At 67.0% G+C, this 14,794-nt stretch carries 20 protein-coding genes and 3 pseudogenes; 13 read left to right on the top strand and 10 right to left on the bottom strand.

Going from position 1 to position 14,794, the window contains the following annotated elements; genetic code table 11:
• Positions 1 to 30: 30 nt before the first annotated feature.
• Together Q5Y72_RS18780 and Q5Y72_RS18775 are read left to right on the top strand one after the other, a co-directional pair.
• Entirely contained in the window at positions 31 to 480 is a 450-nt protein-coding gene (locus Q5Y72_RS18780; RefSeq protein ID WP_305964934.1) for a phage-derived protein YdaY family protein, read from the top strand.
• A 56-nt stretch (positions 481 to 536) separates the two neighbouring features.
• Positions 537 to 710 carry a DUF7697 family protein gene (locus tag Q5Y72_RS18775; protein WP_305964933.1) on the top strand — a complete coding sequence of 58 codons (174 nt, stop codon included), beginning with the start codon at positions 537 to 539 and terminating at the stop codon, positions 708 to 710.
• Here the strand turns inward: Q5Y72_RS18775 and Q5Y72_RS18770 are convergent.
• Positions 700 to 1,080: a type II toxin-antitoxin system VapC family toxin gene (locus tag Q5Y72_RS18770; protein WP_305964932.1), complete on the bottom strand. Its 381-nt coding sequence runs from the start codon at positions 1,078 to 1,080 to the stop codon at positions 700 to 702. The genes Q5Y72_RS18775 and Q5Y72_RS18770 overlap by 11 nt on opposite strands.
• Complete coding sequence (locus tag Q5Y72_RS18765) at positions 1,081 to 1,308, bottom strand: AbrB/MazE/SpoVT family DNA-binding domain-containing protein (protein WP_305964931.1); 228 nt, start codon at positions 1,306 to 1,308, stop codon at positions 1,081 to 1,083.
• Between the two features lie 54 nt (positions 1,309 to 1,362).
• On the opposite strand from Q5Y72_RS18765, the gene Q5Y72_RS18760 reads away from it, so the two are divergent.
• From Q5Y72_RS18760 to Q5Y72_RS18735, 6 genes and pseudogenes are all read left to right on the top strand, one after another.
• Positions 1,363 to 3,546: a phage tail tape measure C-terminal domain-containing protein gene (locus Q5Y72_RS18760; protein WP_305964930.1), complete on the top strand. Its 2,184-nt coding sequence runs from the start codon at positions 1,363 to 1,365 to the stop codon at positions 3,544 to 3,546.
• Between the two features lie 18 nt (positions 3,547 to 3,564).
• Positions 3,565 to 4,191, top strand: a complete 627-nt coding sequence (locus tag Q5Y72_RS18755; protein WP_305964929.1) for a DUF2460 domain-containing protein — start codon at positions 3,565 to 3,567, stop codon at positions 4,189 to 4,191.
• Positions 4,188 to 5,072 carry a phage/gene transfer agent baseplate hub protein gene (locus Q5Y72_RS18750; RefSeq protein ID WP_305964928.1) on the top strand — a complete coding sequence of 295 codons (885 nt, stop codon included), beginning with the start codon at positions 4,188 to 4,190 and terminating at the stop codon, positions 5,070 to 5,072. Before Q5Y72_RS18755 ends, Q5Y72_RS18750 begins: the two co-directional genes overlap by 4 nt.
• On the top strand, positions 5,069 to 5,515 hold the full coding sequence (locus tag Q5Y72_RS18745; RefSeq protein WP_305964927.1) for an NlpC/P60 family protein: 447 nt from the start codon (positions 5,069 to 5,071) through the stop codon (positions 5,513 to 5,515). Before Q5Y72_RS18750 ends, Q5Y72_RS18745 begins: the two co-directional genes overlap by 4 nt.
• Before the next feature lie 11 nt (positions 5,516 to 5,526).
• Positions 5,527 to 5,979, top strand: a pseudogene (locus tag Q5Y72_RS18740) (baseplate multidomain protein megatron); the annotation flags it as partial.
• The gene (locus Q5Y72_RS18735; protein WP_371930868.1) at positions 5,885 to 6,310 is read left to right on the top strand and encodes an MIT C-terminal domain-containing protein; all 426 of its coding nucleotides are present in this window, start codon (positions 5,885 to 5,887) and stop codon (positions 6,308 to 6,310) included. The pseudogene Q5Y72_RS18740 and the gene Q5Y72_RS18735, both read left to right, overlap by 95 nt.
• A 271-nt stretch (positions 6,311 to 6,581) precedes the next feature.
• Here the strand turns inward: Q5Y72_RS18735 and Q5Y72_RS18730 are convergent, their stop codons facing one another.
• The 4 genes and pseudogenes from Q5Y72_RS18730 to Q5Y72_RS18720 form a co-directional block, all read right to left on the bottom strand.
• Positions 6,582 to 8,504 (bottom strand): DUF2793 domain-containing protein, encoded by a 1,923-nt coding sequence (locus tag Q5Y72_RS18730; RefSeq protein WP_305964925.1) that lies wholly within the window; start codon positions 8,502 to 8,504, stop codon positions 6,582 to 6,584.
• An 11-nt stretch (positions 8,505 to 8,515) separates the two neighbouring features.
• A pseudogene (locus Q5Y72_RS18725) lies at positions 8,516 to 9,622 on the bottom strand (GTA baseplate fiber-binding domain-containing protein); the annotation flags it as partial.
• A 12-nt stretch (positions 9,623 to 9,634) separates the two neighbouring features.
• Positions 9,635 to 9,883 (bottom strand): annotated as a pseudogene (locus Q5Y72_RS19990) (phage tail tube protein); the annotation flags it as partial.
• 24 nt (positions 9,884 to 9,907) lie between these two features.
• Complete coding sequence (locus Q5Y72_RS18720; protein WP_305964923.1) at positions 9,908 to 10,327, bottom strand: acyl-CoA transferase; 420 nt, start codon at positions 10,325 to 10,327, stop codon at positions 9,908 to 9,910.
• Positions 10,328 to 10,416: 89 nt separating this feature from the next.
• Here Q5Y72_RS18720 and Q5Y72_RS18715 point away from each other — a divergent pair, with 89 nt between their 5' ends.
• Entirely contained in the window at positions 10,417 to 10,701 is a 285-nt protein-coding gene (locus Q5Y72_RS18715) for a CopG family ribbon-helix-helix protein (RefSeq protein ID WP_305964922.1), read from the top strand.
• On the top strand, positions 10,689 to 10,979 hold the full coding sequence (locus Q5Y72_RS18710) for a type II toxin-antitoxin system RelE/ParE family toxin (protein ID WP_305964921.1): 291 nt from the start codon (positions 10,689 to 10,691) through the stop codon (positions 10,977 to 10,979). The genes Q5Y72_RS18715 and Q5Y72_RS18710 overlap by 13 nt, the downstream gene beginning before the upstream one ends.
• 14 nt (positions 10,980 to 10,993) lie before the next feature.
• On the opposite strand, the gene Q5Y72_RS18705 is transcribed toward Q5Y72_RS18710, so the two are convergent.
• Positions 10,994 to 11,623: a DUF6441 family protein gene (locus Q5Y72_RS18705; protein ID WP_305964920.1), complete on the bottom strand. Its 630-nt coding sequence runs from the start codon at positions 11,621 to 11,623 to the stop codon at positions 10,994 to 10,996.
• On the bottom strand, positions 11,620 to 11,949 hold the full coding sequence (locus Q5Y72_RS18700) for a head-tail joining protein (protein WP_255683875.1): 330 nt from the start codon (positions 11,947 to 11,949) through the stop codon (positions 11,620 to 11,622). Before Q5Y72_RS18700 ends, Q5Y72_RS18705 begins: the two co-directional genes overlap by 4 nt.
• On the opposite strand from Q5Y72_RS18700, the gene Q5Y72_RS18695 reads away from it, so the two are divergent.
• Positions 11,948 to 12,790 (top strand): PGN_0703 family putative restriction endonuclease, encoded by an 843-nt coding sequence (locus tag Q5Y72_RS18695; protein WP_305964919.1) that lies wholly within the window; start codon positions 11,948 to 11,950, stop codon positions 12,788 to 12,790. The genes Q5Y72_RS18700 and Q5Y72_RS18695 overlap by 2 nt on opposite strands.
• A 6-nt stretch (positions 12,791 to 12,796) precedes the next feature.
• Here Q5Y72_RS18695 and Q5Y72_RS18690 read toward each other — a convergent pair whose 3' ends face one another.
• The gene (locus Q5Y72_RS18690) at positions 12,797 to 13,132 is read right to left on the bottom strand and encodes a DUF2190 family protein (RefSeq protein ID WP_305964918.1); all 336 of its coding nucleotides are present in this window, start codon (positions 13,130 to 13,132) and stop codon (positions 12,797 to 12,799) included.
• Positions 13,133 to 13,203: 71 nt separating this feature from the next.
• On the opposite strand from Q5Y72_RS18690, the gene Q5Y72_RS18685 reads away from it, so the two are divergent.
• Both Q5Y72_RS18685 and Q5Y72_RS18680 read left to right on the top strand, forming a co-directional pair.
• Positions 13,204 to 13,443, top strand: coding sequence for a ribbon-helix-helix domain-containing protein (locus Q5Y72_RS18685; RefSeq protein WP_305964917.1), 240 nt, complete (start codon positions 13,204 to 13,206; stop codon positions 13,441 to 13,443).
• Between the two features lie 5 nt (positions 13,444 to 13,448).
• Entirely contained in the window at positions 13,449 to 13,736 is a 288-nt protein-coding gene (locus tag Q5Y72_RS18680; RefSeq protein WP_305964916.1) for a type II toxin-antitoxin system RelE/ParE family toxin, read from the top strand.
• A gap of 2 nt (positions 13,737 to 13,738) precedes the next feature.
• On the opposite strand, the gene Q5Y72_RS18675 is transcribed toward Q5Y72_RS18680, so the two are convergent.
• On the bottom strand, positions 13,739 to 14,794 hold a 1,056-nt coding region (locus Q5Y72_RS18675), incomplete at its 5' end, for a prohead protease/major capsid protein fusion protein (RefSeq protein WP_371930867.1).

Here is a 14,794-nt window from a genome sequence, read left to right as displayed (position 1 = left end):
AACCCTGATCAACGACCGCGAGGAATACTGATGCTGACACTCGACCTGAGCAATGAACCGCGATGGCACGATCTGGCGCCCGGTGTCCGGGTGCAGCTGCGCCCGCTGACCACGGCGCTGATGGTCGCCACCCGCAGCGATCCGGATGTCGAAGCGGTCCCGGAAGAGATCAGCGACGAGGAACGGGCGCTGATCTTCGCCAAGGCGCTGGCCCGCCGCGCGGTACTGGACTGGGAAGGCGTCGGCGACGCCGAGGGCAATGTCATCGATCCAAGCCCGGAGGCCATCGATGCGCTCCTGGACATCTGGCCGATCTTCGAAGCGTTCCAGCTGGTCTATGTCTCCAAGGGCCTGCTGCTGGAACAGGAAAAAAACGTCTCCGCGCCCTCGCCGAATGGTCCTTCGGTTGGGGCGACAGCTACTGCGCGGCCTGCAAGGAAGCCTGCGAAGACTGCCCGGGCCGCGCAAACCAGCCGCTGACATTCGAGGGCTGGCAGGTCTGGGATCTGGTCGGGCGGCTTGGCGGGCAGCTGCGGGTGCTGCCGGGCGCAGTGATCGGCTGGGATATGAACGCCGCGCTGGGTCTGGCGGCGGCGCTGGGCATCCCGGCCCCGGCAGCGGCTGAGCTTTTGCCCATCATTGAGGCGGTGATGGTGCGGAAGATGAACGAACAGATGGCCGCGAACGGATCCGGCGCAATCAGCTTTTGACTTTGGGAACCAGCATGACGCCCGGCAGCCCGTCGAAATGCGCGTCGCAGGTCAGCAATTGCGCGCCATGCGCCTGTGCCGTGGCGAAGATGATGGCATCGGCCGTGGCCAGCTTGTGGGCGCGGCAGGCTTCGGCCGCTGCCAACGCGGTTTCGGTGTCGAGAGTCACGATCTGACAGATCTGGGTAAAGGCAATAACCTGATCGGCCTTGTCCTCGCCGATCTCGCGGGTCAGCCATTTCGCCAATTCCAGCTGCACCATGGTCGGCACCAGCCAGTCGGCCTGCTCGGGCAGATGATCGGCCAGCTTGTCGCCGGTCGGCGAGGCGATCAGCCATTCGATCCAGGCAGAGGTATCGACAAGGATCATTCAGTGGCGGTCCTTGCGATCGCGATAACCTTCGGCATTGGCACCCTTCGCCAGCCCGCGCAATGCCTCGCGCTCGGGAACGGGCACCAAAAGCACCCCTGTCCCTTTCGGGATGAAGGCAAAGGTCAGCCCGGCCTCCCAGTGCTGGGCGGCGCGGATTGCCTTGGGGATGGAGATCTGGAATTTCGTGGACAGGGTCGCGGTCTCGGCCATTGTCATACCCATCATTGATCGATGCGACGAATGTAAGACGCGTATCGGAGAAGATCAAGGAATCCCTTCATGGCAGAGAAACGTGTGAGCGTCCGCCTCGCGGCGGTGGGCGGGCGGCAGGTGCGCGCCGAGCTGGAAGGTGTCGGCGAGGCGGGATCGCGCGGCTTCGGGCGGCTCTCGCGCGAGATGGAGGCCGCCAATGCCCGCATGGCCGGGTTCACGCGGAAGGTCGGCGTGGCTGCTGCCGCTGCGGTCACCGCCGCCACGGCCGCTGGCATTGCCATTGTGCGGTCCGGCCTTCAAACGGTGGATGCGCAGGCGAAGCTCGCCCAATCGCTCGGCACCACGGTCGCCTCGATCCAGACGCTGGAGCGCGCCGGGGAACTGGCGGGCGTGTCGATGTCCGGCATCGAACAGGCGACCAAGGATCTAACGCGACGACTGAGCCAGGCGGCGGCGGGCGGCGGTCCTGCGGCAGATGCGCTGGAACGGCTGGGCCTGACGGCAGGCGAGTTGCTGGCCCTGCCACTGGACCAGCGCGTCGGGGCGATCAATGCCGCCATCGAAGCCTTCGTGCCGGTGGCCCAGCGCGCGGCCGTCGCCGGGCAACTCTTCGGCGAGGAAGGTTCGATTGCGATGGCGCGCATCGACACCGCTACATTGCGCCAGGCGACCGAGGATGTGCGGGCCTTCGGTGTCGTGGTCTCGGAACAGGACGCCGACAGGATCGAACGGACGAATGACGCTATTTCCCGGCTGGGCCTCGTCTGGCGCGGGCTATCGAACCAGCTGGCGGTGGCTGCAGCCCCGGCCTTGGAGGCCGTCGCCGATGCCATGGCGGCGCTGGCCAGCCGCACCGGGCCGCTGGGGATGGCGATCTCTGCCCTCTTCGACCAGATCGGCAGGCTGTCGACCTACGCCGCAACCTTCGCCGCCTTCATGGCCGGGCGCTGGGTGGCAGGTCTGGCAGCGGCGGCACTCTCGGTCCGGGGCCTCGCCACCGCATTGGTGGTGCTGCGCGGGGCGCTGATCCGGACCGGTATCGGCGCCCTGATCGTTGGGGCGGGGGAACTGGTCTATCAATTCACGAGACTGGTCAAGGGCGCGGGCGGCTTCGGCAATGCCATGGCGCTGATGGGCGATGTGGCCAAGGCCGTCTGGGACGGCATCAAGGTGACGGCCATGTCCTTCGCGGATGATTTCCGGGCCATGCAATCGGAGATCGAGGCGATCTGGACCCGGTTGATGGCCTTTCTCGCCGGGAAATGGGCGGATTTTCTGGGGATGATCGCGCCCACCTTCAACAAGGTGGCCGAAGAGATCGGATCTGACACCCGCATCGACGTCTTCGAAGCGCTGGGCCGGGCGTCGATGCTGGAACATGCGGCCAGCAATTCGGCGCATATGGCAGGTCGCTATCGCGACAGGGCAAGTTCCAGCCGCGCCTCGGCTTTCGATGGTGTCGGACCGGCCATGGAGGCGCTGCGCGCCGCGATGTCGGGCGGCGAAGATGATGCCGGTGGCGCGGCGCTGGACGTGGCGACAGAAGCCGCCGGGCGTTATGAGGATGCGTTGAGCGGGGTGGAAACCGCCGCCACCGGCGCGGGTGCGGCAGCCAAGGAGGCCGGGGCCGCAGGCAAGGCGGCTGCCGAAGAAGCAAAACCCTCAACCGAAGCCACGGCCACCGGCTGGAAGGCCGTCACCGAGGCCCTGTCGGATTATGCCAAGAAAGCAAAGGACATCGGTGCCGATATCGGCCAGGCGCTGGTCGGGGCGTTTCAGAGCGCCGAGAACGCGGTCGGGGAATTCGTGAAGACCGGCAAGCTCGATTTCCGCGATCTGGTCACCTCGCTGCTGGCCGATCTCTCGAAGCTGGCCGCGCGACGCTTCCTGCTCGGGCCGATTGCCAATGCGCTTTCGGGCGCGCTGGGCGGCGCAGGCGGAATCTTTGCCAGCATCATGCACACGGGCGGCATGGTTGGCACGGGCTCGCCCTCGCGCATGGTTCCGGCATATGCCTTTGCCGGGGCACCGCGCATGCATAGCGGCGGCATGGTCGGCCTGCGCCATGACGAGGTGCCTGCGATCCTGCAACGTGGAGAACGGGTGCTGTCGCGCCGCGAGGCGCAGGATTACGGCCACGGCGTCACGGTCAACATCAATGCCCGCGACGCCGAGAGTTTTCGGCAGTCCCGCACCCAGATCGCCGCCGATATTGCCCGTGCCGTCTCGCTCGGCCGACGCGGTCTCTGATACAAGGGTTCTTGCAAAATGGCATTCCACGAGGTCCGGTTTCCGGAAAATATCAGCCGCGGCGCGCGCGGCGGACCGGAGCGGCGCACCCAGATCGTCGAACTGGCCTCGGGCGACGAGGAACGCAACGCGAGCTGGGCCAATTCGCGCCGCCGCTATGATGTCAGCTACGGCATCCGCCGCGCCGACGATCTGGCGGCAAACGTCGCCTTCTTTGAGGCGCGGAACGGGCGGCTCTATGGCTTTCGCTTCAAGGACTGGGCCGATCATCGGTCATGTCTGCCCTCACAGGCACCGTCTCCCACCGACCAGCAGATCGGCACCGGCGATGGCGTCGCGACCGCGTTCCAGCTGGCAAAGCGCTACACCTCTGGCGGCCAGTCTTGGACGCGAACGATCAGCAAGCCCGTCGCGGGCACCGTCCAGATCGCCCTGAACGGCGTGTCGCAGGGCTCCGGCTGGTCGGTCGATCACAAGACCGGTCTGATCAGCTTCGACACTGCACCATCCACCGGCATCGCCATCACCGCCGGGTACGAATTCGACGTACCGGTGCGCTTCGACAGCGATGTGCTGGACGTCACGCTGGATATCGAGCGCCTCGGTTCCATCACCTCCATTCCCCTGCTGGAGATCCGGCGATGAAGACAATCCCGCCTGACTTTCAGGTGCATCTGGACAGCGGCACCACCACATTGGCCTGGTGCTGGCGCATCACCCGCGCCGATGGCATCGCCCTCGGCTTCACCGATCATGATCGGGCGCTGACCTTCGACGGCACCGAATTCGAACCGGAAAGCGGGCTGACCGCCAGCGAGATCCGCTCCGGTGCCGATCTCTCGGTCGATGCCCAGGACGCGGCGGGCGCGCTGCGCTCCGACCGGATCACCGAGGCGGATATTCTGGACGGGCGCTGGGACAATGCCGAGGTCGAACTCTGGCGGGTGAACTGGGCCAGTCCTGCACAGCGGGTGCTGATGCGGCGCGGCGCCATCGGCCAGATCCGGCGCGGGCGGCATGCCTTCGTGGCCGAGATCCGCTCGATGTCCCATGTTCTCGGGCAGACCGTCGGCCGGACGTTTCAGGCCAGCTGCGACGCCGCGCTGGGCGATGCCCGCTGCGGTGTCGATTTGGAGGATCCGGCCTATCGGGGCACCGGCACCGCCGTCGACAGCCTCCGCGACCGCGCCTTCACCGCCTCGGGTCTGGGCGGCTTCGCTCCCGGCTGGTTCCGCTTCGGGTGGCTGGACTGGACCACTGGCCCCAATGCCGGTCGCCGCGCGGAGGTGCTGGCGCATGACCGCAGCGATGGCATTGCCGTCCTGACGCTGCTGGAAGCGCCGATCCGGGCGATTGGCGCGGGCGACGGTTTCACCGTCCGAGCGGGTTGCGACAAGCGCATCGCCACCTGCGGCGCAAAATTCGGGAATGTGGTCAACTTCCGGGGCTTTCCGCATATCCCCGGGCAGGACACGATTCTGCGCTATGCCTCATCGGACGGTGGTCATGACGGAGGCGTGCTGTGATCCGCGTGCAGACCGCCGTCGATCCGGACCGCATCATCGCTGCCGCGCGCGGGTGGCTCGGCACACCCTATCACGACCAGGCCAGCCTCAAAGGCGTCGGTTGCGACTGCCTCGGGTTGGCGCGCGGCGTCTGGCGGGAAGTCGTGGGCGACGAGCCCTTTCCGATCCCGCCCTATAGCCGCGACTGGCGCGAGACGGGCAGCCGCGAGGTGCTGACCGAGGGGGCGCGGCGGATGATGATCGAGATCGATCCGCGCGACGCCATGCCCGGTGCCCTCGTGCTCTTCCGCATGCGCACCGGCGCCATCGCCAAGCATGTCGGCATCCTGACCGCGCCGTGCCGCTTCATCCATGCCTATGAGCGGCTGGGCGTGATCGAAGAACCCCTGACACAAGCCTGGCGCCGCCGCATCGCTTTCGCCTTTCTGTTTCCTGACTCCTGAGGTTTTCCTGAATGGCAACCTTAGTTCTGGCCTCGGTCGGCGCCACGATTGGCGGCGGCTTCGGGGGCGCGATTCTCGGGTTTTCCGGCGCCGCCATCGGCGGCATGATCGGCTCCACCATCGGCGCGGCCGTGGACAGCTGGATCGTGTCCTCCCTCGCCCCGACCCAGCGCATCGAGGGGGCGCGGCTCGACAATCTGCGCATCACCGCCTCGACCGAGGGTGCGGTCATTCCACGCGTCTTCGGCCGGATGCGCATGGGCGGGAATATCGTCTGGGCCACGGATTTCCGCGAAGAGACCCGCACCAACCGTCAGGGAGGCGGCAAGGGCGGCGGGCCAAAGGTCGAGACCACCGAATATCTCTATTATGCGTCTTTCGCCGTGGCATTGGCCGAGGGCGAGATCACCGGCATCGGCCGCATCTGGGCCGATGGCAAGCCGCTCGACACCTCAGGGATTACGCAAGCCGGACGGGGAGGACGTCCAGTTCCGGCTCATCACCGCCCCAGACTCGGACGACATCGAGCGCCAGACGGGCTATCTCGAGCAAATCCGGGACGGGATTGCACCGCTGGGCGTGGAGTTCAGCTGGGCCTTTGACGGGACGAGCACGATCCACGCCCGGCACCTCGTGACAGACTCTGGCTGGAAGATACTGCTCGACCGGGGACTCGACGTGTTCCAGAGAGCAGACCTGAACAACGGGTTCAGCCCGGCCAACAGGCATCAAAGCTTTCGGCAAGTGAGGGCTTTTGAGGTGACCTACCTGCAAGAGGGAGCGAAGGCCCTGTGATGGTACCGATGATCCGTACGCCAACACCGTGGTGAAGAGCGACGTTTCGAGCAAGGACTCCCAACCGTGATAGGTGCACAATTGTGCCCATTTCCGGGCGCGACAGGGAATGGGGCTTCGTGCCACCATCAGGGGGCAGCGACTCGCCGCCGTTCGTTGACAGCGTGAATCCACAAACCAGGCCGGGACATGCGCTGCGGTCAAGGCGTCTGACGTTTCCTGCAGGCCCATGGCCCGGCCTGGTTTTGCTAAAAGCAGAGCCTTCGCGTGCTCAGTAATCCGTCTCGAGGTAGACCCCTGCGCAATCGTAGGCGACGGCGGCGGCGGTCGCGCCGGTGTTCATGAACAGCCGAGGTGAGAGGAACTGCGTCGCAGCTGGCAGATCGGCGGTGATCTCCTGCTCGAAGACCGCGCCGGAAACCTCGTCGACGACGCGCACCCAGACAGAGCTGCCGTTGGGCGGCGCGGCGATGAACAGGGTCACCACCCCACCCGTGGCGATGGCGAAACTCGCCCCCATGTCGGTCAGAGTCGGCGCCCCGGTGCCGTCGTTCGCGACCAGCTGCCACCGGGTGTGCGTGCCGCGCTGGAAGCCGATGCCGATGCAGTTCACTACGGCGGCCAGCGTCAGGGTGGTGGCCAGCGCGGCGGTAGAGCCGTAGAGGCCGAAGAACCCCATCCCGGTCGCCTGCAGCGTCGTCAGCGAAACCCGCGTAACGAGTGTCCAGCCGCCGGGGCCTGCCGCGTTGCCGCGCCAGCACGCCCAACCTGCGGATCGCTGGTCGGCCACCGAGTCCACGACGGCCGCCGACGTCAGCCGCCAGCGACGCATCGAGGCGGCGAGGTTCGTCGCGGCGAGTGTTGGGTGTGAGACGGTGCCGACCGAGGTGATCGGCAGGCCTTCGGTGGTGATCGTCGTGCCGGTCGAAGGCGCCCAGTTGGCGATCCGGTTCACCCCGAAGTGCGGCTGCAGGGGAAAGTCCCGGCCGGAGGGGCGCATGACGTCTATCCATGGCGCTCCGGCGCGGCTGCGTGCATAGACCGAGGCCTTGCCTGCTGGTGGTGGCGACGGCGCTGCGGCAAGCCCCGGCAGGAGCGTGGGCTGCGGCAGTTCAACCTGGCCGCTTGTGCGGTCGATCCGGATCGCGTCGTAAAAGGCCGACCCGTCCGGGCTGACCTTGAAGCTGAAATCGTCGTTGCCGAGCAACCCGATCAGCGCGCGAGCGGAGAAGCCGGTCTTGAAGGCGAAGGCGGCGTCGTTCGCCGGGGCGGCCTTGTTCACCGTCGCCTCGATACCCGCGCCTGCGTTGTTCAGGAGGACGGCCGGGGTGTTCACCGACAGCCGGTTGCAGCTGTCGGCCGTCGCCCCGCCGAGACCCAAGAGCTGCGCGGTCAGGTTCGCCTGCGGCATACCAACCTGTGTCACGGCATTGGCGAAAGTGACCGTGGGCGTGTTCACCACCGTCGTGCCGCCCGCGCCGGCGGTGGCCGAGCCGATGTTGACGACCGTGGTCGACCCGGACGCGCCACCTGTGCCGAGGTTCACGGTCTTGGTGACGCCGGTGGTCGTGGCACCTGTCCCCATGCCGTAGGTTGCGGTGCCGGTGGACGTGCCGATGGTCGCCGTAGCCCCGGATGTCGTCACCGTTCCCGACGCCGTCAGCGTGCCCGAGAAGGTCTTGTTCCCGGTAAAGGTCTGGGTGCCCGCTAGGATCGCCAGTTCGGACGATGTGTTCGGCAAGGTGAAGCTGCGCGTAGTTCCCGTTGTGATCCCCGCTAGAGAGAAGGTCGCCTTCTTCGTCGGATCCGCGTCGTTCACCAGGCTGAAGACCGCGTCCGACACGTCGCGCGGCTCGCCCACCACCTCCCAGGTGCTGCCGGTCCAGACGAGGAACAGGCCTTCGGCCGCGACCCAAGTGAGCCAGCCGATGCGAGGCACCAGCCGGATCCATGCCCCGTCGATCCAGAAAGCGATGTTCAAGTCCCACCCGGCCCAGAGGCCGGTCGCGCCGGAGGCCACGAGGTGCCGGTTGCCGTCCGCGGGGCTCGCGGGCGATGTAGTGCGGGTGCGGTCCAGAACGGAAAGCTGCACCATGGCATCGAGCAGGCGCAGCGCCTCGTTATGGGTGACATGCTTCTGCGCCTGTGCCGCCATAAGGTAGGGCAGGCCCAGATGGGTCGTGGTGTCGGACATCGGAAATCCTGTCAGAACTGAAGGGTCGCGGTCGCAGGAGTGCCGCGCCCGAGGCGGTTCGAGAGCTGGTAGATGCGGATCGCCAGCGTCTGGCCGGGACCGAGGGGCGCTCCCCAATCGGCACTTTGCTGGGCGGCGGTGTAGAGGACAGCAGTGGTGCTGCTGGTCAGCGTGCGCTTGACGGTCGTCCCGTCGAGGATCTGCACATCGTAGCTTTCCAGGTCCTCGGCCAGCGGCACCTCGACCTGCTCCCAGGCATCAGCGACCAGTGCGCGGGATCGGCGCGTCCAACGGATGGTCAGATCGCCCGGGTTGCGCGCCATGCGCCACGGCTGTTCGACATGGACCGGCGCGAAGGGCACGAGGCCGCGCCCAGTCGGGGTGAAGCCCAGCGCGGCATAACTGTCATCGGTGACAGCGCGGGCGGCCGGGCCGACCCGCCAGTTCCACGGCAGGCCGAGGTCAGCTTCGGCGATGGGGAGCGGGGCTAGCGTCGTATCCAGTACCACGACACGCGCCCCAGCTGCGGCCGGGTTGCCCATGGCGTGCTCCGTCCCGCGCTGACCACGCAGCAGGCGGGTGAGCCGGTACCTGCCCGGCGCGATCAGTTCGCCCGCGCCCGCCTGCACGATCTCCCACTGGCCAGCGGCACTCTCGACAGCAAGCGCATTGGCCCCGCCGAATAGGGCGACGTCCGTTACGCTTTCCAGCGTCCCCGACAGAAGATCGACAACCAGCGCATTGCCCAGATCGAAGCGCGAGGTGGGCCCCGGAAAGACGTCGAAGGCCAGCGTGCCGATCCGGGCCCGACTGCCAAAGGTCGTCAGCAACGAAAACCCATCGATGGATGGACTGCGGAACACCGCGATCTCGCCGGGCCAGGGGCTGGCATGGGCGGCGATCAGGGGGCGATGGGCGGGCTGGTCCTCGCTGATCTGCGGCAGGTCCAGCATCACCACCTCCGGCGTACCGAAGACGACGGGGCTTGCAAGGCTCGCGGGCCGGGGCTCCCCGGGCGGCAGATCGTAGGCCGCACGGTCCTGGCGCACCGCCTCGATCCCGCGCGCTTCCGCATCGGCCACCGAGACAAGACGGAACTCGACCTCGCGGCCGTCATGCGTGAAGGCCGCCTTCAGCCACAGCCCAAGGTTCTCGACATCGATCGGCACCACGACATCGCCATCGGCGGTGACCGCGTCCTTGATCGGAGCCAGCGGGTCTCGCCCCTGGCCCAGCAGTTCCGAGGAGATCAGCGGCTGCTCGGAGCCGAGCGTGGTGCTGGCGAAGGGCACCGTCCGATAGCCCGTGGCGGGCGCGGTGCCGTAGACGGACTCGAACGCAAGCGCCATCTGCGCCCGCGCCCCATGGGCTCGTGCCATAGTGTTCTCCTGTCGTAAGAGGGGTCAGGCCAGAGGATCGGCCGTGGTGTAGTGCAGGACGACCGCGATCACCGCCGCCTTCAGGCTGGCGGCACCTTCGACCAGCAGATCGACCGGGCGCGGCGCTTCCGCCTCCACCCAGTCGCAGAGCCCGCCCAGCGTGCGGTCAGCGGTGAGCGCCGCGCCGATGCTGGCGCAGAGCGTGTCGAAGGCGGCATCACAGGCAGCACCCTGCACGACCGCCTCGATCTCGGCCCGGTGCTGGTAGTGGTAGCGCAGCGGCGACAGCGTCACTTCCGGCTCCCCCGGCTCGCCGTCGCGCAGGATCAGGAGGCCAGCGGCGGGCACGCGCTCGGGCAGCACGTCACCGCGCAGGGCGGTCGCGGGCAGCCCCGAGAGCCGCGCATGCAGCGCGGTGAGGATGGTTTCGCGAGAAGTTGGCATTCGGTGGCCCTTGGCTCAATTGTGACTTCTGCGACAGTCAGCGATATGCTAAAGGTAATACCCATGAATACTCACCCGGAGCCGTACCCATGAACGCCGTCCGCCCCATCGCCGTGAAGCTCGATCAGGATACCCGTGACCGCCTCAAACGGTTGGCGGATGCAAAGGACCGCTCCACCCATTGGATGCTGCGTGAGGCCGTGGCGCAGTTCGTCGATCGCGAGGAGAAGCGGGAAGCGTTCCGGCAGGCCGGGCTTCAGGCTTGGGAAGAGTATCAGGCGACCGGCAAGCACGTCACCCATGACGAAGCCGATGCCTGGCTTGCCAAGCTGGAAGCAGGCGAAGCGGCGGCTGCTCCCGAATGCCACGACTGATCTGGTCGCCCGCAGCCCTGCGGGATGTCGAGCGGCTCTATCGCTTCCTTGCCGACAAGAATCCTGAGGCCGCCCGCCGTGCGGCCAAATCCATCCGCGAAGGCATGAACATCCTGCGCGATCAGCCCGGTGCCGGGCGGCCGGTCGAGGACATGGATCCGGAATTCCGCGAGTGGTTCATCACCTTTGGCGACAGTGGCTATGTGTCGCTCTATCGGTTCGACGGCGAGACGGCGGTCGTCTTGGCCGTGCGCCATCAGCGCGAGGCAGGCTACTGATGGGCGGATGGTGATCACACCTTGCCCTCCACCCAGTTCGCCACGATCAGCCCCGGCACAGCATCGTGCGCCCTCGCAGCATCCCGCGCGAGGTCCAGCCGCTTCGGCAGCTTGACCTGCGGCACCAGCAGGAAGATCGGCGCGGTTACGAGTCCCCTGCCGGTCTTTGAACGCGACGCCACCGCGCGGCCCTTCGTGTTCAACCGCCCCTCCGCCACCAGCAGGCTTGGACCCCTCCGCCGATAGATGAACCGCAGGCGCAGACCGGTGCGGCGTTCCCATTCGGCGGGCGTGATCCGACCGCCCCGCAAGGATTTGCCTGCGGCGGGTGTAGGGATCGCCAGCCAGAAGCCGCTTTTCGACCGGATCAGCGGGCCCGTGTCGTGGGCGCCGATGATGACCGGGGCGTTGGACCAGACCACGGCCGCTGCGTTGAGGCTGGGCGTAGCCTTGGGGAACTGCTCCGACCGGATGGTGCGGGCAAGCCGCGCCCCCAGCCCCGCGCCGGTGATCTGCAGCCGCCAGGCGGCCTTCAGCCCTGTCCCGGCCTCGCGGATCGCCGCCGACACGGCCCGCTCGCCCGCCGCGACCTCGGCCGCCATCATCGCGACGATGTCGGGATCAATGTCGAGCTTCTGTTTCATGCGACCCTCAGATCGACGGTCCAGACCAGCCGCTCGCGGTCGCGAACGGGCTCGCCCTGGATGAGGAAGGCGTCGCCGTCGATCTCGATGCGGTCGCCGGGGCGCGGGGCTTGCACCTCGGCCACGCGCAGGTCGATGCGCGTGGTTTCGGACCAGAGCCGCGCGTCGCCGAAGTCGGTGATCGCATCGGCGCGCCGGGCAACGACGCGCACCAGCTTGGGCGCGCCGCCATCGGCGATGTAGACCGCGTCCCGGCCGATGTTCGGATCGGCGAAGAGCAAATCTACTGTGGATGCAAATGCGTTCACGGTTATGCTGCCCTCCATGACACTTGTTTCCATTTCCCAAAGCCCCGTTCGCACCCGAGCGCTTGTCGCCCTCAGAAGGGCACTGGCCCGTCAGCGTCCTGACGGGTTGATCGACGACAACGGCTATGCCGCAGATTTCAAGGGCAACCTGCTGCCGATGGTCCTGCCCGAGGACTTCGAGGCCGATCTCAGCGCGGGCGACGGCAACGAGCTTCAGACCAAATTCCGGGCGGCGCATTCCTCGTCTGCACTTGCCGTGAACTGCTTTGCACCCTTCCGCCGTCGCATCGGTGATCTGGCGATGCCAGGCGGCGCGGCCTTCGATCAACTCCAGTTCGAGCGGAAATGCCCGACTGGCCTGCGGGGCGGACGATCCCCGAACCTCGATGTTCTGCTTTCAGGCCCGACCGGGGTGGTCGGCATCGAGTCCAAACTGACCGAGTACCTTGTCAGACACCGCGCCGCCTTCTCGCCTGCCTATGCCGAGCAAATCCGCGACGGCAGGCGCGATCATGGTTATTTCCGCGAGATGATCCGTCTGATGTCCGCGCCCGACAGCTATGTCTGGCTGGATGCGGCCCAACTGATCAAGCACGCCTTCGGTCTGGCGCACACGTTCCGGGACGGCCCCACGACGCTCCTCTATCTGTTCTGGGAGCCGCAGAACCCCGATGCTTGCCCCGAGTTTGCGGCACATCGCGCCGAAATCGCTGCTTTCGCCGAACGGGTCGCGGGCGCGGGTCCGAGTTTCGTCGCCATGAGCTATCCGGAGCTCTGGGAAACCTGGGCGCAAGCCGGGCCGGCTTGGCTGACGTCACATCTCGCGGAACTCCGGGCTCGGTATCTCGTCGCCATCTAGGCTCGATCAGAAGGCGCCGTTCAGGCGCACCCGGCCGATGGTGTCGGCTGCTCCGCCCGCCACCGCGACCACGGCCACGCTGATCAGGGTGTTCGAGGTGGTGGTCTTGGTCGCTTCCCATGCGGTGTTGTCCCAATAGACCTTGTCGCCTGCCGCCCAGGCTTGCGAGGCGACCTTCTTCAGATCGTAGACGCCGGTGAGCGCGGCCTCGACGGACTCGCCAAGGGCGGCAGAGCCAGTGGCGACGCCGAAGATAGCACCGACGAGCAGGCCATCGCCCGATGCGACGGCATAGGGTGCGGTCAGGGTGATGGTGTTGCCCGGTTGGACGTAGTTCTTCATGGGGATTTCCCTTCTGGTGACAGTTGCGCGTGGTGCGAATTTTTCCTACCTTGGCGGCAGGAGGATCGGACATGGCCGGAAAGATCAGCATTTCCATCACCGACGAGCATGCCGCACTGCTGCAGGAGGCGGTGGGCAGCGGCGCCTATGCCTCGTCGAGCGAAGTGGTCCGCGAGGCGCTGCGCGAGTGGCGGGCGCGGCGGGTCGTGGGTGAACTCTGGGATGCCGGGATCGCCAGCGGCCGCGCCGAGCCGGGCACGACCATGGCCGATATCAAGCGCGAGGCCCGGAACCGCAGAAGCGCGTCCTGACACGCATGCCGCGGATCTTCTTCACGCGGGCGGCCCGCGAAGACCTGATCGATATCTGGACGCACATCGCCGAGGACGATCCGTCCGCTGCCGACCGTGTCCTCGACAGGCTGGACGAGGTTGCTTCGCATCTGGCGGATAATCCGCAGATTGGCCCGGCCCGGGACGATATCCGCCCCGGGCTGCGCTATCTGGTCAGCGGGTCCTACCTGCTGCTCTACCGGATCGACGGTGACGACATCGAGATCGTCCGCGCCGTTCATGGGCGGCGCGATCTCTACGGGTTGTTCTGACCTTACGCGCCCGGGTTCTTGTAGAGGCCGCGCCAGTCGATGGCCTTGGCGCCGAAGTCGAGGCGGCACTTGATTTCGACCCCGTCGACGTCGAAGCCGTTGCGGGTCTCGATGTAGGCGCCCTGCTGCCCCTCGAGATAGGCATACTCGATGGTGTCGATCTGGTTGGGCGAGGCCGCCAGATACCAGGAGGTGGCGCTGGCCGCGTCGAGGCGCGGCTCGCTGATGGGCGACAGCGTGCGGATCGACTGCGGCACCACCTTGGCACTGTCGGCGGGGACGAGGTTCTGCGCGATCAGCTGCTCGGCCTTCAGTTCAAGGGCCGCGGGCACGATCAGGAAGGCGGGCCGGATGTTCAGCACCGTCTTCTTGTCGAGCCCGGTCTGCAGCGCCATCGCCGCCCGGGCCGCGCCGACACTCGCCACATCCAGCGCGGCACCGGTGCCTGCGAGGTTCTTGTGGGTGGTGTGGAACAGCGCGTTGCCGTCCGCCATCGCCGGGTTAGCGGTGATGATGCCCCAGACCACGTCGCTTTCCAGCTGGGCGATGGAGTTGCCGTACATCGCCGGGATCCGGGTGAAGGCGTCGAGATCGTCGTTGATCAGCACCTGCCGGGTGATCGCGACCACGCGACCATAGGTCTTCACGCGGTAGCTCTCCTTGCTCTCGCCAAGCGTGCCGCGCTTGAACTCGCCGCTTTCGCCCACTTCCAGCAGTTGCGGCGCCTCGCCCAGCTGGACGCGGTGCATGGACTTGAAGTCGGTCGCCAGCACCTGGCGACAGAAGAGCGCGAAGGTGCGGGGATAGGCGTCATAGGCCTGCCGCAGCGTCTTGTTGGTGACGGCCGACAGGATCTCGGGGAAGTCCGAGGTGGAATGCAGCGCGCGCGTCGCCACCTCGTCGCGCGACAGGCCCCGCGTGTTCACCCCCGCATTGCCGAGGCTTTCACGGGCCAGTTCCAGCAGGGTCATGCCGCGATACTGGCGCGCGGCATCCTCCAGCGGGAAGAGCGTGGGGCTGTAGCGGTGCAGGAGTGCATTGGCCACCGCGTCGCGGCG

It is taken from the genome of Paracoccus spongiarum (assembly GCF_030732095.1).
Classification (GTDB): Bacteria; Pseudomonadota; Alphaproteobacteria; order Rhodobacterales; family Rhodobacteraceae; genus Paracoccus; species Paracoccus spongiarum.
The sequence above is the reverse complement of the archived record's forward strand: the minus strand, read 5'-3'. Positions and strand labels throughout refer to the sequence as shown.

Coding starts and splice junctions, on each gene's coding strand:
- Q5Y72_RS18780 (WP_305964934.1), top strand. CDS start 31: ATGCTGACACTCGACCTGAGCAATGAACCGCGATGGCACGATCTGGCG.
- Q5Y72_RS18770 (WP_305964932.1), bottom strand. CDS start 1,080: ATGATCCTTGTCGATACCTCTGCCTGGATCGAATGGCTGATCGCCTCG.
- Q5Y72_RS18765 (WP_305964931.1), bottom strand. CDS start 1,308: ATGATGGGTATGACAATGGCCGAGACCGCGACCCTGTCCACGAAATTC.
- Q5Y72_RS18760 (WP_305964930.1), top strand. CDS start 1,363: ATGGCAGAGAAACGTGTGAGCGTCCGCCTCGCGGCGGTGGGCGGGCGG.
- Q5Y72_RS18755 (WP_305964929.1), top strand. CDS start 3,565: ATGGCATTCCACGAGGTCCGGTTTCCGGAAAATATCAGCCGCGGCGCG.
- Q5Y72_RS18750 (WP_305964928.1), top strand. CDS start 4,188: ATGAAGACAATCCCGCCTGACTTTCAGGTGCATCTGGACAGCGGCACC.
- Q5Y72_RS18735 (WP_371930868.1), top strand. CDS start 5,885: ATGCGTCTTTCGCCGTGGCATTGGCCGAGGGCGAGATCACCGGCATCG.
- Q5Y72_RS18730 (WP_305964925.1), bottom strand. CDS start 8,504: ATGTCCGACACCACGACCCATCTGGGCCTGCCCTACCTTATGGCGGCA.
- Q5Y72_RS18720 (WP_305964923.1), bottom strand. CDS start 10,327: ATGCCAACTTCTCGCGAAACCATCCTCACCGCGCTGCATGCGCGGCTC.
- Q5Y72_RS18715 (WP_305964922.1), top strand. CDS start 10,417: ATGAACGCCGTCCGCCCCATCGCCGTGAAGCTCGATCAGGATACCCGT.
- Q5Y72_RS18710 (WP_305964921.1), top strand. CDS start 10,689: ATGCCACGACTGATCTGGTCGCCCGCAGCCCTGCGGGATGTCGAGCGG.
- Q5Y72_RS18705 (WP_305964920.1), bottom strand. CDS start 11,623: ATGAAACAGAAGCTCGACATTGATCCCGACATCGTCGCGATGATGGCG.
- Q5Y72_RS18695 (WP_305964919.1), top strand. CDS start 11,948: ATGACACTTGTTTCCATTTCCCAAAGCCCCGTTCGCACCCGAGCGCTT.
- Q5Y72_RS18700 (WP_255683875.1), bottom strand. CDS start 11,949: ATGGAGGGCAGCATAACCGTGAACGCATTTGCATCCACAGTAGATTTG.
- Q5Y72_RS18690 (WP_305964918.1), bottom strand. CDS start 13,132: ATGAAGAACTACGTCCAACCGGGCAACACCATCACCCTGACCGCACCC.
- Q5Y72_RS18685 (WP_305964917.1), top strand. CDS start 13,204: ATGGCCGGAAAGATCAGCATTTCCATCACCGACGAGCATGCCGCACTG.
- Q5Y72_RS18680 (WP_305964916.1), top strand. CDS start 13,449: ATGCCGCGGATCTTCTTCACGCGGGCGGCCCGCGAAGACCTGATCGAT.